This is a genomic window from Pseudoalteromonas sp. Angola-7 (assembly GCF_028599255.1).
GTDB classification, from domain to species: domain Bacteria; phylum Pseudomonadota; class Gammaproteobacteria; order Enterobacterales; family Alteromonadaceae; genus Pseudoalteromonas; species Pseudoalteromonas atlantica.
This window is the reverse complement of sequence record NZ_JAQREL010000001.1, coordinates 381,442-396,168: the sequence shown is the minus strand read 5'-3', so window position 1 is coordinate 396,168 and position 14,727 is coordinate 381,442. Positions and strand designations below refer to the sequence as shown.

General features: G+C 41.7%; 12 protein-coding genes and 1 riboswitch. Of the genes, 10 read left to right on the top strand and 2 right to left on the bottom strand.

Annotated elements, in window-relative coordinates; genetic code table 11:
- Positions 1-75 precede the first annotated feature (75 nt).
- Positions 76-1,389 (bottom strand): Na+/H+ antiporter NhaC family protein, encoded by a 1,314-nt coding sequence (locus PSH50_RS01840; RefSeq protein ID WP_004588096.1) that lies wholly within the window; start codon positions 1,387-1,389, stop codon positions 76-78.
- 339 nt (positions 1,390-1,728) lie between these two features.
- Between PSH50_RS01840 and dapB the strand changes: the two genes are divergently transcribed.
- The 10 genes from dapB (at position 1,729) to PSH50_RS01790 (ending at position 13,969) form a co-directional block, all read left to right on the top strand.
- Positions 1,729-2,526 (top strand): 4-hydroxy-tetrahydrodipicolinate reductase, encoded by a 798-nt coding sequence (gene dapB, locus PSH50_RS01835; protein WP_273586787.1) that lies wholly within the window; start codon positions 1,729-1,731, stop codon positions 2,524-2,526.
- Between the two features lie 364 nt (positions 2,527-2,890).
- Positions 2,891-4,027: a glutamine-hydrolyzing carbamoyl-phosphate synthase small subunit gene (gene carA / locus PSH50_RS01830; protein WP_273586788.1), complete on the top strand. Its 1,137-nt coding sequence runs from the start codon at positions 2,891-2,893 to the stop codon at positions 4,025-4,027.
- Positions 4,028-4,043: 16 nt separating this feature from the next.
- Positions 4,044-7,262, top strand: coding sequence for a carbamoyl-phosphate synthase large subunit (carB, locus tag PSH50_RS01825; protein ID WP_273586789.1), 3,219 nt, complete (start codon positions 4,044-4,046; stop codon positions 7,260-7,262).
- 46 nt (positions 7,263-7,308) lie between these two features.
- On the top strand, positions 7,309-7,785 hold the full coding sequence (gene greA, locus PSH50_RS01820) for a transcription elongation factor GreA (RefSeq protein ID WP_004588092.1): 477 nt from the start codon (positions 7,309-7,311) through the stop codon (positions 7,783-7,785).
- 353 nt (positions 7,786-8,138) lie between these two features.
- On the top strand, positions 8,139-9,197 hold the full coding sequence (locus tag PSH50_RS01815; RefSeq protein WP_273586790.1) for a S66 peptidase family protein: 1,059 nt from the start codon (positions 8,139-8,141) through the stop codon (positions 9,195-9,197).
- 67 nt (positions 9,198-9,264) lie between these two features.
- Positions 9,265-9,447, top strand: a riboswitch (FMN riboswitch).
- A gap of 224 nt (positions 9,448-9,671) precedes the next feature.
- Positions 9,672-10,325, top strand: a complete 654-nt coding sequence (gene ribB / locus PSH50_RS01810) for a 3,4-dihydroxy-2-butanone-4-phosphate synthase (RefSeq protein WP_273586791.1) — start codon at positions 9,672-9,674, stop codon at positions 10,323-10,325.
- 188 nt (positions 10,326-10,513) lie between these two features.
- Positions 10,514-11,005 carry a cupin domain-containing protein gene (locus tag PSH50_RS01805; RefSeq protein WP_029774290.1) on the top strand — a complete coding sequence of 164 codons (492 nt, stop codon included), beginning with the start codon at positions 10,514-10,516 and terminating at the stop codon, positions 11,003-11,005.
- Between the two features lie 8 nt (positions 11,006-11,013).
- The gene (locus tag PSH50_RS01800; protein WP_029774289.1) at positions 11,014-12,147 is read left to right on the top strand and encodes an L-dopachrome tautomerase-related protein; all 1,134 of its coding nucleotides are present in this window, start codon (positions 11,014-11,016) and stop codon (positions 12,145-12,147) included.
- A 341-nt stretch (positions 12,148-12,488) separates the two neighbouring features.
- On the top strand, positions 12,489-13,121 hold the full coding sequence (gene grxB / locus PSH50_RS01795) for a glutaredoxin 2 (protein ID WP_273586792.1): 633 nt from the start codon (positions 12,489-12,491) through the stop codon (positions 13,119-13,121).
- Between the two features lie 263 nt (positions 13,122-13,384).
- Entirely contained in the window at positions 13,385-13,969 is a 585-nt protein-coding gene (locus PSH50_RS01790) for a class I SAM-dependent methyltransferase (protein ID WP_256850251.1), read from the top strand.
- A 52-nt stretch (positions 13,970-14,021) separates the two neighbouring features.
- Here PSH50_RS01790 and PSH50_RS01785 read toward each other — a convergent pair whose 3' ends face one another.
- Complete coding sequence (locus PSH50_RS01785; protein ID WP_054983121.1) at positions 14,022-14,675, bottom strand: nitroreductase family protein; 654 nt, start codon at positions 14,673-14,675, stop codon at positions 14,022-14,024.
- Positions 14,676-14,727 lie beyond the last annotated feature (52 nt).

Below are 14,727 nucleotides of genomic sequence, written 5' to 3'. Positions count from 1 at the left end.
TTGATTTGTAGATTATTATTTTAACATATGTTGCAGCTTATTTATTAAGCTGCAACATAAGGTTTTGCACAAAATTTAGGCTTTATTGCGGCGCAAACAAATAACGGCAATGGCAGTAAAGGCTAAGATAAAGCAGTAGTAAGATGACGTTGACACTTCCCACGGGCTAATTTTAAACGTAGCACCTAACAGTAATGCTTGAGCACCATAGGGCAGTGAGCCTTGCGTAACACAAGCAAAAATATCGAGTAAACTTGCAGAGCGTTTACCACTTATTTCGCCATCATCAGCAAGTTTTTTAGCAATAGGGCCTGCAACAATAATTGATACCGTGTTATTGGCTATACACACGTTGCTGGTTAATACCAATGCAGCTATACCAAGCTGATCAGCTACTTTGCGGTGCCACTTGGCAATCACTTTTGTAATGGCTTGAATTTTTTGTGCCAGAAAATCAAGGCCGCCGTTAATACGAATGAATTCAGATAAGCCACCAATAAACATAGAAAGTAAAAATATTTCCTGCATATCGGTAAAGCCTTTGTAAATATCTTTTACAAAGCTTGCGCCTTCGTAGCTGCCGGTAAAGCCCATTAGCGCAGCAAATACAATACCGCTAAATAGCACCACAAACACGTTCATACCGGCAACAGCCAATACTAAAATAAAGGCATAAGGCAGCACTAATAATAAATCAAAATCTTTAGTTTCTACTGCTTGTGGAGCAGGTGTTAAATAAAGCAGCAAAGCAATGGTTAATACGGCAGCAGGAACCGCTATTTTTAAGTTTTCTTTAAACTTGTCTTTCATTTCACAGCCTTGCGTACGCGTTGCCGCAATGGTTGTGTCTGAAATAATAGAAAGGTTATCACCAAACATTGCGCCCGATACTATAGTACCGGCCATTAGCGCAGGGTCGATGCCTGTTTTAACGGATACCGCATAAGCAATTGGCCCTATAGCACCAATGGTACCCATTGATGTACCCATTGCAGTAGAGACAACCGCAGCAATTAAAAATAGCCCAGGTAATAACAGCGACGGGGGAATAAGTGACAAGCCAGCGTTTACAACCGCATCCACACCACCGGTGGCACTTGCTACTGCCGAAAATGCACCAGCAAGTAAATAAATTAAACACATGGTAATAATGTTGTTGTGTCCTGCGCCTTTAATAAAGGTTTCAACACATTGGTTTACAGTGCCTTTGTTTAAAATAAAGGCAAGCATAATAGCGGGTAGTATAGCAACCGGCGCTGGGAGCTGGTAAAAAGCGTAATCAACCCCTTGCGATTGTAAATATAAACCTGAGCCTAAAAAAAGGGCTACAAAGGTAAGAAGGGGAAGCAAAGATAGAATTGCTTTGTTTTTATTAAATGTTGGCTGCATTGTATTCCTCATAACCAGTTAATATAACCACAGCCAAAACTCCTCTTTTAGCTGAATTTAGTAGATCACTCTTTAATTGAAAAGTAAATGACCACAGCGCCCGCAAGCCAAAGACCAAATCGACGCGAAAGAGAAGTTTAAATGTATAGATGGCTAAAGTAAACTGGTATTGTTATTATTATTTAATTAAGGGCTTACCTGACTATTGCACGACTTTTAGATAATATCTACCGGTGTGCGATTATATGCGGCTAATAATTGCTCAAAGCAAGTTTAGGGCGGCAAATTAGTCAGGGTACGCAACAACAGATCCAACTAAATCAGATTAAGGCAATAACAATGAATCGAATAGGTGTTTTTGGTGCTAACGGCAGAATGGGCTTAGCCCTATTAGAAGCCGCGACAATTAAAGAGCAAACACAACTTGGTGGTGCGTATGTTCGCAGCAGCTCATCGTTATTGGGTATTAATGTAAATCAAGTAAACAGTTCAGCCGACAAATCCATTAGCTTTAGCGACGAGAGCAAGGTTGCTGATGTTGATGTACTTATCGATTTCACGTTACCAGCAGGTATGCGCAATCACTTAAAAACAGCGATGGATAAAAAACTGCCTATGGTTATAGGCACCACAGGTTTAACTAGCGAAGACATGGCATTATTAGAAAATGCTGCTAAACATATTCCTATTGTGTTTGCGCGTAATTACAGCGTTGGCGTTAATGTGCTACTTAACCTAGTGCAAACAGCGGCCACTAAATTTGGTGACGACCTAGATATAGAAGTTTTTGAAGCGCATCATCGTCATAAAATAGATGCGCCCTCGGGCACAGCATTAGCCATTGGTGAATCTATTGCACAGGCTAAAGGGTGGGATCACGATGAAGTAGCGGTATACGACCGCAGCCAAGTAGAAACCGCAAAATCGCAAAATGAAATTGGCTATTCAGTGCTAAGAGGCGGGGACATAGTAGGTGAACACACCGCCTATTTCGCAACTATGGGCGAAAGGCTTGAATTAACCCACAAAGCAAGTTCGCGAATGACCTTTGCATTAGGAGCTATAAGGGCTGCGCAGTGGTTACAAAATAAACCAGCAGGACTTTATGATATGCAAGATGTGCTAGATCTGAAGTAGTTTAGTTGCATTTTTAGCTGTTTGGGTCTATTTTTGCCTAAAGCGACTTATTTGTAGTATTTATCTAAATAACGTTAGACCTAAATAGCATCTTCATGTAGAATGCAGCCAATTTGCCAAAAATTACTAAATGCGTGTTTCCAATTATACCCAAGTGGCTAGTAAAACCAGGGGTTTCAGTGGGAATGAAAAGAGTTTTAGGCAAGAAAAATGATTGAAGGTTTAGCGTTTTATATCGGCATCATTTAAGACTGCGTAAAACAATTTAAGCTCACAAAAAAATCTGGTTTTGACGATCCCTCTGGGTATTGGCGGGGTGTTAAGCATTTGCTTACTCCCGTTTTTTACTGTTAGGAGGTTTAACTTGACTAAATCCGCTCTGTTAGTCCTAGAAGACGGCACAGTGTTTCGCGGTACTGCAATCGGCGCTGACGGCATGTCAGTCGGTGAAGTAGTATTCAATACGTCTATGACTGGTTATCAAGAAATTTTGACTGATCCATCATACGCGGAACAAATCGTAACTTTGACGTACCCACATATCGGCAATACGGGTACCAACAGCGAAGACGAAGAAGCGAATCAAATTTGGGCTAAAGGCCTAGTGATCCGTGATTTGCCACTGCTAGCAAGTAACTTTCGTAACGAGCAATCGTTAGATGATTACTTAAAACAACGTAATATTTTAGGTATTGCGGACATCGACACCAGAAAGCTTACCCGTATTTTGCGCGACAAAGGCGCACAAAACGGCTGTATTATTGCCGGTGACGAGTTAGACGAAAACAAAGCGTTACAAGCCGCGCAAACCTTCCCAGGTTTAAAAGGTATGGATTTAGCAAAAGTTGTCTCAACCAAGGAAAATTTTGAGTGGCGCGAATCAAGCTGGACATTAGGCCAAGGATTTAAAACCCTTAGCAGCGATGATGAAAAGTTTCATGTAGTAGCCTACGACTTCGGTGTTAAACGTAACATTTTACGTATGCTAGTTGATCGCGGTTGTAAATTAACCGTTGTACCAGCGCAAACCTCAGCCGCCGATGTACTTGCTTTAAACCCAGATGGTATCTTCTTATCTAATGGTCCTGGCGATCCAGAGCCATGTACTTACGCTATTGATGCAATTAAAACCTTTTTAGAAACCGACACACCAATTTTTGGTATTTGTTTAGGGCATCAATTATTAGCACTGGCCTCAGGTGCTAAAACAGTAAAAATGAAATTTGGCCACCACGGTGGTAACCACCCAGTAAAAGACTTAGACCGCGATGTAGTAATGATCACCGCACAAAACCACGGTTTTGCTGCCGATAAAGACACACTACCAAGTAACTTACGTGCCACGCACAAATCGTTATTTGATGGAACACTACAAGGTATTCATCGTACTGATAAGCCAGCGTTTAGCTTCCAAGGTCACCCAGAAGCAAGCCCAGGCCCGCACGATGCAGCCCCATTATTTGACCACTTCATCGACCTGATGCAAGCGCGTAATAACTAATTTAACTGGAGTAATAATGCCAAAACGTACCGATTTAAAAAGCATTCTTATCTTAGGCGCAGGCCCAATTGTAATTGGTCAAGCTTGTGAATTTGATTACTCTGGTGCTCAAGCGTGTAAAGCACTTAGAGAAGAAGGCTTTAGAGTTATATTAGTTAACTCAAACCCAGCGACTATCATGACCGACCCAGAAATGGCCGATGCAACGTACATCGAACCTATTCATTGGGAAGTGGTAGAAAAAATTATTGAAAAAGAAAAGCCAGATGCAGTACTACCTACAATGGGTGGTCAAACGGCATTAAACTGTGCACTTGATTTAGATAAGCACGGCGTACTGGCTAAACACGGCGTTGAGCTAATTGGCGCAACCGCCGATGCAATCGACAAAGCAGAGAACCGTGAACGTTTTGACGTAGCCATGAAAAACATTGGCCTTGAATGTCCACGTGCTGAAATTGCTCACTCTATGGATGAAGCACACGATACGCTAACACGTATTGGTTTTCCGTGTATTATTCGTCCTTCTTTCACTATGGGTGGCACCGGTGGCGGTGTGGCTTACAACATGGAAGAATTTAACGAAATCTGTGAGCGCGGCCTAGATTTATCACCAACAAGTGAGTTGTTGATTGATGAATCACTGATTGGCTGGAAAGAATATGAAATGGAAGTTGTTCGCGACAAAAAAGACAACTGTATCATTGTATGTTCTATCGAAAACTTTGACCCAATGGGTGTACACACTGGTGATTCAATCACCGTTGCACCAGCACAAACCCTAACCGACAAAGAATACCAATTAATGCGTAATGCCTCTATGGCGGTACTGCGTGAAATTGGTGTTGAAACCGGTGGTTCAAACGTACAGTTTGGTGTAAACCCTGATGATGGCCGTATGGTTATCATTGAGATGAACCCTCGTGTATCTCGCTCATCAGCATTGGCATCTAAAGCAACGGGTTTCCCTATTGCTAAAATTGCCGCTAAGTTAGCAATTGGTTACACGTTAGATGAACTTCAAAACGACATTACAGGTGGCAAAACACCGGCGTCATTTGAGCCATCAATCGACTACGTAGTAACAAAAATCCCTCGCTTTAACTTTGAAAAATTTGCCGGCGCGAACGACCGCTTAACAACGCAAATGAAATCAGTGGGCGAAGTAATGGCGATTGGTCGTAACCAGCAAGAATCGTTACACAAAGCATTACGCGGTCTTGAAGTTGGCGCAACGGGCTTTAACCCAATTGTGGCACTTGATGACCCGAAAGCGCGCGAAAAAATCATCCGTGAACTACGCGAGCCAGGCGCTGAGCGTATTTGGTACATTGCCGATGCAATGCGCCACGGTATGAGCGTAGAAGAAGTATTTGAACTTACCAAAGTTGACCCTTGGTACTTAGTACAAATAGAAGACATTTTAAAAGACGAAGCTAAAATTGCTGAAGGTGGCATGGCCGGCTTAAATGCCGAGTTTTTACGTAAACTTAAGCGTAAAGGCTTCGCCGACCCACGTATTGCTGAAATTGCTGGTGTATCTGAAGCCGAAATTCGCAAAAAGCGTCATCAGTTAAACATTGTACCTGTGTACAAGCGTGTTGATACCTGTGCTGCTGAATTTAGCTCAGACACAGCTTACATGTACTCAACGTACGATGAAGAGTGTGAAGCGAACCCGTCAGACAAAGACAAAATCATGGTTATTGGCGGCGGTCCTAACCGTATCGGCCAAGGCATTGAGTTTGACTACTGTTGTGTGCACGCAGCCCTTGCGCTACGCGAAGACGGCTATGAGACCATCATGGTTAACTGTAACCCTGAAACGGTTTCTACCGATTACGATACCTCTGACCGTCTATTCTTTGAACCAATTACACTTGAAGACGTATTAGAAATTGTACGTGTTGAAAAACCAAAAGGTGTGATTGTACAGTACGGTGGCCAAACACCACTTAAACTAGCACGTGAACTTGAAGCGAATGGTGTGCCAGTAATTGGTACTTCACCAGATGCGATTGACCGCGCAGAAGACCGTGAGCGTTTCCAACAGTTAGTAGAGCGTCTTGATTTACTACAACCAGAAAACGCAACAGTTACATCAACTGAAGAAGCATTACTTAAATCAGGTGAAATTGGCTTCCCACTGGTTGTGCGTCCATCGTACGTACTGGGTGGCCGTGCAATGGAAATTGTTTACGATGAGCAAGACTTACGTCGTTACATGACCGAAGCGGTACAAGCTTCAAATGAAGCGCCAGTACTACTTGATCACTTCTTAGATAATGCAATCGAAGTGGACGTTGATGCAATTTGTGACGGCGAGCAAGTAATTATTGGCGGTATAATGGAGCACATTGAGCAAGCGGGTGTTCACTCGGGTGACTCAGCATGTTCATTACCTGCACACTCTTTATCACAAGAAGTGCAAGATGTTATGCGCAAACAAGTAACCGATATGGCACTTGAGCTTGGCGTAGTGGGCTTAATGAATACACAATTTGCTGTAAAAGATGGCAAAGTGTACTTAATTGAAGTGAATCCACGTGCGGCGCGTACTGTACCGTTTGTATCTAAAGCGACCGGTATTGCACTTGCAAAAGTAGCCGCGCGTTGTATGGCGGGTCAGTCTTTAGCAAGCCAAGGCATTACTAAAGAAGTAATTCCACCGTATTACAGCGTTAAAGAAGTTGTTTTACCGTTTGCTAAGTTCCAAGGTGTGGATCCTATCCGTGGCCCAGAGATGCGTTCTACAGGTGAAGTGATGGGTGTTGGCGATACTTTCGCCGAAGCGTTCGCAAAAGCACAATTAGGTGCAAGCAACACTTTACCACGCGGTGGTCGCGCGTTACTATCTGTACGTAACAGCGATAAGTCTCGTGTTGTAGAACTTGCTAAAACCATGAGAGATCTTGGTTTTGAAATTGATGCAACAGGTGGCACAGCAGAGGCTTTAAAAGAGGCCGGTATTGAAGTACGCCGTGTAAACAAAGTATATGAAGGCCGCCCGCATATTCTTGATAACATCAAGAATAAAGAGTACAGCTATATCGTAAATACCACCGAAGGTCGCCAAGCGATCGAAGATTCGAAGGTGTTGCGTCGTGGTGCATTGCAAAACAAAACCAACTACACGACAACCTTGAACGCGGCATTTGCTAACTGTACTGCTAACCAAGCGGACGACCGTAGTAAAGTGACGTCAGTTCAAGAGCTACACCAGCGATTGAACTAAGGAAATGTACCAAGGCCACTAGGCTTTGGTGTTAAGTGAGAAAAGTATGCAATCAATTCCGATGACAGTTCGTGGCGCAGAGTTACTGCGCGAAGAGCTTAACGAATTAAAAACAGTTACCCGTCCTAAAATCGTAAATGATATTGCGATTGCACGTGAACATGGTGACTTAAAAGAAAACGCTGAATACCACGCTGCGCGTGAGCAACAGGGTTTTTGTGAAGGCCGTATTCAAGAAATTGAAGCTAAGCTTTCAAATGTGCAAATTATTGACGTAACTAAAATGCCTAATACAGGTAAAGTTATTTTTGGTACTACTGTCACTATTGTAAATGTAGAAACAGATGCCGAAGTAACCTACCGTATTGTGGGTGATGACGAAGCAGATATTAAAAATAACTTAATTTCTGTTAACTCACCGATTGCGCGCGGTTTAATTGGTAAACAAACAGATGATGCTGTGACCATTAAAACGCCTAAAGGCGACGTTGAGTATGAAATCATTGACGTTGAGTATCTTTAATATTTAGCTCACAGTAATGTACAAGCAAAAACCGATGCAATTGCATCGGTTTTTTTATACCTAAAAACTAGCTAATAGCAACTTACCCCCATAAACCCCATATATAACACCACCCCTCAAAATAAAGAGTTGAGTTAAACGGATTGGCATAATTGGATTGCTAAAAAAGCGCGTGCCATTACCCGTTAAAAAATTTATAAATAAAATGGTGACTGCATAAGTGCTAAACACACTCTACGCTTATTCATATTGCATAAAGAGTGTGCGTGTTGATATAGGTACATTCATATAGGTAATGTGTAAATGCATAACGGCTTTTACACAGTGGAATCACTTTATTAAAAGGAACATTCATGGCTAATATACTTTATCCAGCGCCTTTAAAAGTAGGCTCTAAAATTGCTATTTGCTCGCTTTCGTCGGGCTTAAAAGAAAAATACCATGCACGATTAGATAGAGTGATAGACGGTTTAAAACACCGTGGTTACGAGGTAGTAGAAGGGGAGTTTTTACGCCAAAATAAACCCCGCGATGAATTAGATGCAAAAGCGCATGCCAAGCAATTAATGGGCTTTTTGCTAGACGATGAGGTTGCCGCCATTATGCCGCCAATGGGCGGAGAGCTGGCAATGGAAATTTTGCCACTACTGGATTTTAACGCCATAAAAGAGGCCAAACCTAAATGGCTGGTGGGTTTTTCTGATGTGAGCACAATTGCTTGTGCACTTACGGCTAAGTGCCAATGGGCAACACTTCATAGTGCCAACCTAATGCAGCTTCACCCAGATGAAACAAACCCCTACAGCTTACAAATTTTTGAAACCATTACCTACGAGTCGGGAAGTAAATTTGAGCAAGGACCTTCTGCTTATTATCAAAAAAATAAACCCAATTACGCACAAAACCCCGATGAGCTGCTAGCGCCAAGCGAGCCTACCCAGTGGCAGTGCCTAAATTACACTGATGAGCGCACAATAGAGATGTCTGGGCGCTTATTTGGCGGCTGCCTTGATACCGTAGGGTTATTGCTGGATTCGCCATTTTTAGCATTGCATGACTTTAAAAAACACAGTGCGAACGAAGGGCTAATTTTATACCTAGAAAATTCAGAGCTTACCCCTACCACCGTGGCGCGATTTTTACTGTCGCTCAAACTTGCCGGTGTATTTGATGATATTAACGGCCTTATTTTAGGGCGCAGTGAAATAACACAAAGTCATCACGATGCATTTGATTACCGCCATGCGCTAGAGGTGGCATTGGGTGGGTGCTTATTCCCGGTAATAATAGACGCTGATATTGGCCATGTGCAGCCAAATTTAAACTTAGTTAATGGCGCAAAATGCTCACTCACGGCCGATATTAACCAAGGTAAAGTACTCAATGCCTCACTAAATACTGAGCTTATTTAACGTTTATTTTTGAATAACGTATAAATACACGCGTATAATGCGCAGGCCGTGAACAGATAAGTTCACGGTACATTCTCAGGGCGGGGTGAAATTCCCCACCGGCGGTATGTTTTACTCATTAGCTTTTGAATAAAACGAGCCCGCGAGCGCTTTATTTAATAATCGTTTTTTTAATGTATTAAATAAAGGTCAAGCAGATCTGGTGAGATGCCAGAGCCGACGGTTATAGTCCGGATGAAAGAGAATATAGCTTGTAGCGTATGCAAACACGTGGCCTGTGGCTGCGTGTTTAATACCAATTCGCAATAATACTTAATTATTTTGAGCGACACGTTTTTCTAACCTCAAAATAAATCACTTAATTAAGCGGATTGGTATAAGCTGTTTAGTGGCAAAAAGTGCGCAATTTAGTTTGTGTGTTTTGCCATGCCTTTCAGTGTCCTGAATCTATTTATTTTTATGTGGAATATAATAATGATTCAGTCTTTACTTAGCCAATTTGGCGAAAGCCACACCCGCGTAGAAAACGCCATTGCTGCTTTGCAGCAAGGCCAAGGCGTACTTGTTGTTGATGACGAGAACCGCGAAAACGAAGGTGATTTTGTTTTTTCTGCCGAGCATTTAACCACCCAACAAATGGCGGAAATGATCCGCGAAGGCAGCGGTATTGTGTGCCTGTGTATGGGCGATGAGCGTATTAAGCAGCTCGAGCTACCGCAAATGGTAACTCACAACACCAGCCAAAATAATACAGCCTACACAGTCACAATAGAGGCTAAACACGGTGTTACAACCGGCGTATCGGCCGCCGATCGAGTAACAACGATTAAAGCCGCCACAGCCGATAACGCTAAACCGAGTGATTTATCGCGCCCAGGCCATGTATTTGGCTTAAAAGCACAAACAGGTGGGGTTTTAGTTCGCCGCGGCCACACCGAGGCATCTGTTGATTTAATGCAGCTGGCTGGTTTAAAACCGTTTGGGGTTATTTGTGAACTCACTAATCCTGATGGCACCATGGCGCGTTTACCACAGGTAAGTGATTATGCTAATAAACACAGCATGACAGTGGTAACGATTGAAGACTTAGTACAGTACATGCGAATGCAAGAATTAAAGGTCAGTTAAGTATTTTAAGCATTACCTAAGTAAAACCCAGCTTTATTGCTGGGTTTTTATTTTGTAATAAGTAATTAATTACTCGTTTTTATTTGAAAATGTTTCTTGCCTAGGCGGCTTTTTCAAAAATCCTCAGGCTGTAAACTTTGCCTAAATAGTCAGTGCAGCCGCACACAGTTCATTATTTAGGTGAAACTATGAAAATTAACACGCTTTTATTAGCAACTGCTTTAACAAGCAGTGGCGTATGGGCAGCGCAAAGTAAACTTGAACAGCAAATAACGCCTGCACCCCAAATGGGCATAATGGATAGTTATAATCAGCACATTACCAACGCCCCTTTTTTACTTAATCTCGACAGCCAACCCAAAGAGCAAATGGGCCCATATTTAACACGCCAATATTTTCATGGTACGCAATCAACGTTTGTAAAATGGGTGGCTAAAAAAGGCGGAAAAGTACCGCTTCATAAACACCCTAATGAACAAGTAACGTGGATCATGTCAGGCGAAGCTAAAGTGTTTTCTGGCGGTAAACAATACCTTATGAAAGCGGGTGACATGATGGTGATACCGGCCAATGTACCGCACGAATTTCACTTTACCCAAGATACGGTAGATATTGATTTTTTTGCCCCAGCTCGACAAGACTGGATAGACGGCACAGCTAATTACATTAAGCAAAAGTAGGGCAAATTATGTTTTTAAATAAATCTAAATTAGGGCTAAGCGCTATAGCCTTGCTAATAAGTGCCTCGGCTTTTGCAAATGACACGGTACCCGCTGAGGTTTACGCACAAACCGACGGTGCTGTGGGCGGTATTACGTATACACAAAACAAGCGCTTTATTTTTAGTTATCACCCTTTTTATAACCCAAAAGTAAAAGTGGGGGAGCTTTTAAAAAGTGGTGATGTGGTGCCATTTCCAAATGCGCAAATGCAAACCCCTTATAAAAGTGATGGCAGCTTAAAAAATCCCGCTAACTATTTAAATTGGGTATTAGGGGTAAGGGCTGATGACAGAGGTAATGTATGGATACTCGACTCAGGCCAGGCGCAGCCGCGTATTACGCCAAAGCTGATAGCATGGGATGCGCTAAACAATAAGCTTAATAAAATTATTTATTTACCTAGTCCTATATCGGTTGCTCAATCTCAACTTAATGATTTAGCTATATCGAGCAAATACAATACATTGGTGATTGCTGATGAAGGTATTGCAGATGGCGGAAATGGCAAGCAAGCCGCCCTTATTATCGTTAATACTAAAACAGGTAAGAGCCGGCGAGTACTGCAAGGCCATGAAAGTGCATTACCCGATTACACAATGCCAATAATGATTGATGAAGGGACTGATAACCAAAAGCAACTTAATGCCTTTATTGGTGCTGATGGCATTGTGCTTGATAACGCGCAGCAATGGCTTTACTTTGCTCCGCTTAATAAAAAGTATGTTTACCGTATTAAAATGGCCGACATTGCTAACGAGCAATTAACCGATAAACAACTAGGCGAACGAGTAGAGCAATACGCACAAAAACCAGTAAACGGTGGTTTAAGTATAGATGCTGATGATAATTTATATTTAACCATAGTGGGTGAGCGTACTGTGGGCGTTATTGACGCCAAAACACGTACTTACCGTGATTACACGTACGATAAAAACATGATTTGGCCAGATGGTGTAAGCATTGGACCAGAGGGTTACATGTACACCGGCGCTGCGCAATTGCCGCTTTCGGCACAACTTAATAACGGCAATGCTCAAAATAAAGCACCTTATTATATATTTAGATTTAAACCTTTAGCTGAGGGCGTAATAGGGCGCTAACTATAATGTGTAAATTAAGCACGCCTTTATGGCGTGTTTTTTTATGTTATTTACTACTTATACCAATCCGCATTAATGCTTAATCATTTTCAGGGGCTAAACGTGTCGCTATCTGCGTTAAAAAACTCTCATTTAGAACGACTAAATAGCGAATTTTTTGCCTTGCTATCAACACGTTTATCCATCCTCAAAATAGATCACTTAATTATGCGGACTGGTATTAAAGCGTGATTATCAATTTTTACAAGATAAAGTTTCAACCTAAATGCGGTTTTTCTGCGCTGACTATTTGGGTATCTTACGGGCATAGGTACTTAACCCGCTTTAGGCTTTAATTAATTATGAAACTATACAGTTACTCTCATTGTCCTTTTTGTGCGCGTGTTAAGTATGTAGCAGGCAAATTAGGCATTAAGCTTGATGACGTTGTACTTGATTACGACGACACTGAAACACCAACAAAACTAATTGGTAAAAAAATGGTACCTATTCTTGAAATGGATGACGGCACTGTTATGGGTGAAAGTAACGAAATTATTAGCCTGTTTATTGAACTTGCTGGCTCTAGCGAATCAAACAAGCCAACGCAAGGGGCTATTGAGTGGCAAGGTGGCTCGTTTGCGCCTTTATTGCAAATTGGTTTGCCGCGCTGGCCATTACTGGATTTAAAAGAGTTTAAAACAGAATCTAGCCGTATAGCGTGGGAAGATAACAAGCAATCGACAGAGCTTAACTTTGTAAACCTAATAGCATCAACCTCCGAGATAGTTTTACAAGTAAATGAATTTTTAATTGGCACCGAAAAGCAGCTCAATATTAATAATGGTAAAACGTCATTAAGCTTGCTTGATAGCGCTATTTATTTTTCTATATTACGCGGTTTATATTGCGAGCCAACCATTACCTGGCCAGAGCAATTAAACCAATGGATGAACTATCAGGCATTAGAATCTCATGTGCCGTTATTAAGATAGCGAATACTGAAAAAGTTTTAACAGCCAGTACGACTCCCTTCGTATTGCCTTCTTTTGGCCGGTGACCTCGTCACTGGTTTTTTTATTTAGCTCTGAAAATCACCCCTTTTAATCTTGTACTTAGCAGTGTGCGTGAGTATGGCTGAGTAGTATATTAATAACATTAAAAAATTAGTTACCTATTTACACTACATATTATTAGTGGAATTATTAAACAGCCGTATTCAATGCTATGAATACGCAAAATAATACCAGGAGCTACTATGTGGGATGAAAGGTATAACACTCAGCAATACGCTTATGGCAAACAGCCAAACGATTTTTTAGCCGAGCACTATAAACAATTACCTAAAGGCAATGTTATTAGCTTAGCCGAAGGTGAGGGACGAAATGCGGTATTTTTAGCAAAAATGGGTTACAGCGTTACCGCGGTTGATGGCTCAAAAGTAGGGCTTGAAAAAGCGGCAAAGCTTGCCAAAGAGCACAACGTAAACATTGAGCTTGTACACGCCGATTTAGCGAAGTTTGATTTTGGAAAAGAAAAATGGGATGCAGTAGTGTCTATTTATTGCCCTTTACCAAGTGCCGTGCGTTCAGCGGTATATAAGCGCGCTGTTAAAGGTTTAAAGCCAGGTGGGGTGTTTTTACTTGAGGCCTATACGCCTGAGCAAGTAAATTATAATACCGGAGGCGGCCCAAGTGTCGATACTAAAACCTCAAAAAGCGATTTACAAGATGACTTAACCGAGCTTAGCTTTATACATTTAGAAGAGCTAAAGCGAGAAGTGTTTGAAGGCACATACCACACGGGTTTAGCGTCGGTCCTGCAAGCTATTGCTAAAAAATAAAATGAATATAAAAGCTTAGCACTCATTAGCGCTAAGCTTTTTTAATAGGTTTTTATAAAACCTGTATAACTTGCTCTTTTGCTAAGCGAGATTTAGGTAACTTAGCGTTATAATCTTCAGTGTCATCGTGGTAGCCAAGTACTAACGCTACATCACAAATATAGCCATCGAGCTCTTGTTCAAACACTTCACCAATAAGCTGTGCATCTACACCTTCCATAGGTGTTGAATCAACGCCTAAGCGTGCTGCGGCGTGCATTGTGTTGCCCAGGGCAATGTAAGTTTGCGCTTTGGTCCACATTGCATTGTTGCCTTGCTCATCGGTATTCATATCAACAAAAGCAAATGCGCCAAACGCTTGTTCGCGGTTTTCACTTTGAGTACGGCCATTTTTAATATCTGCATCAATGACTTGTGCGTAGTCATCACGTTTATATTTAGGGTTGTAAGCAAATAAAATAACGTGCGATGCAGTTTTAATATGCGGCTGATTAAATTGAAATTTATTAGCAAACGTAGAGTGCATACGCTCTTTAGCTTCGTCTGACTCAATAACAATAAATTTCCACGGCTGCGAGTTAATAGATGAAGGAGAAAGACGCATAGCTTCGTAAATTACATCTAGATCATCTTGAGGAATACGCTTGGTTGTGTAGCGTTTAGTTGTATAACGTTTTTCTAAATCATTAATAATTGGATGGGTCATGGTTATCTCCGTTAAGTGGCTATTTTAGCCAAGTAGTGTCTATATTGAGCCT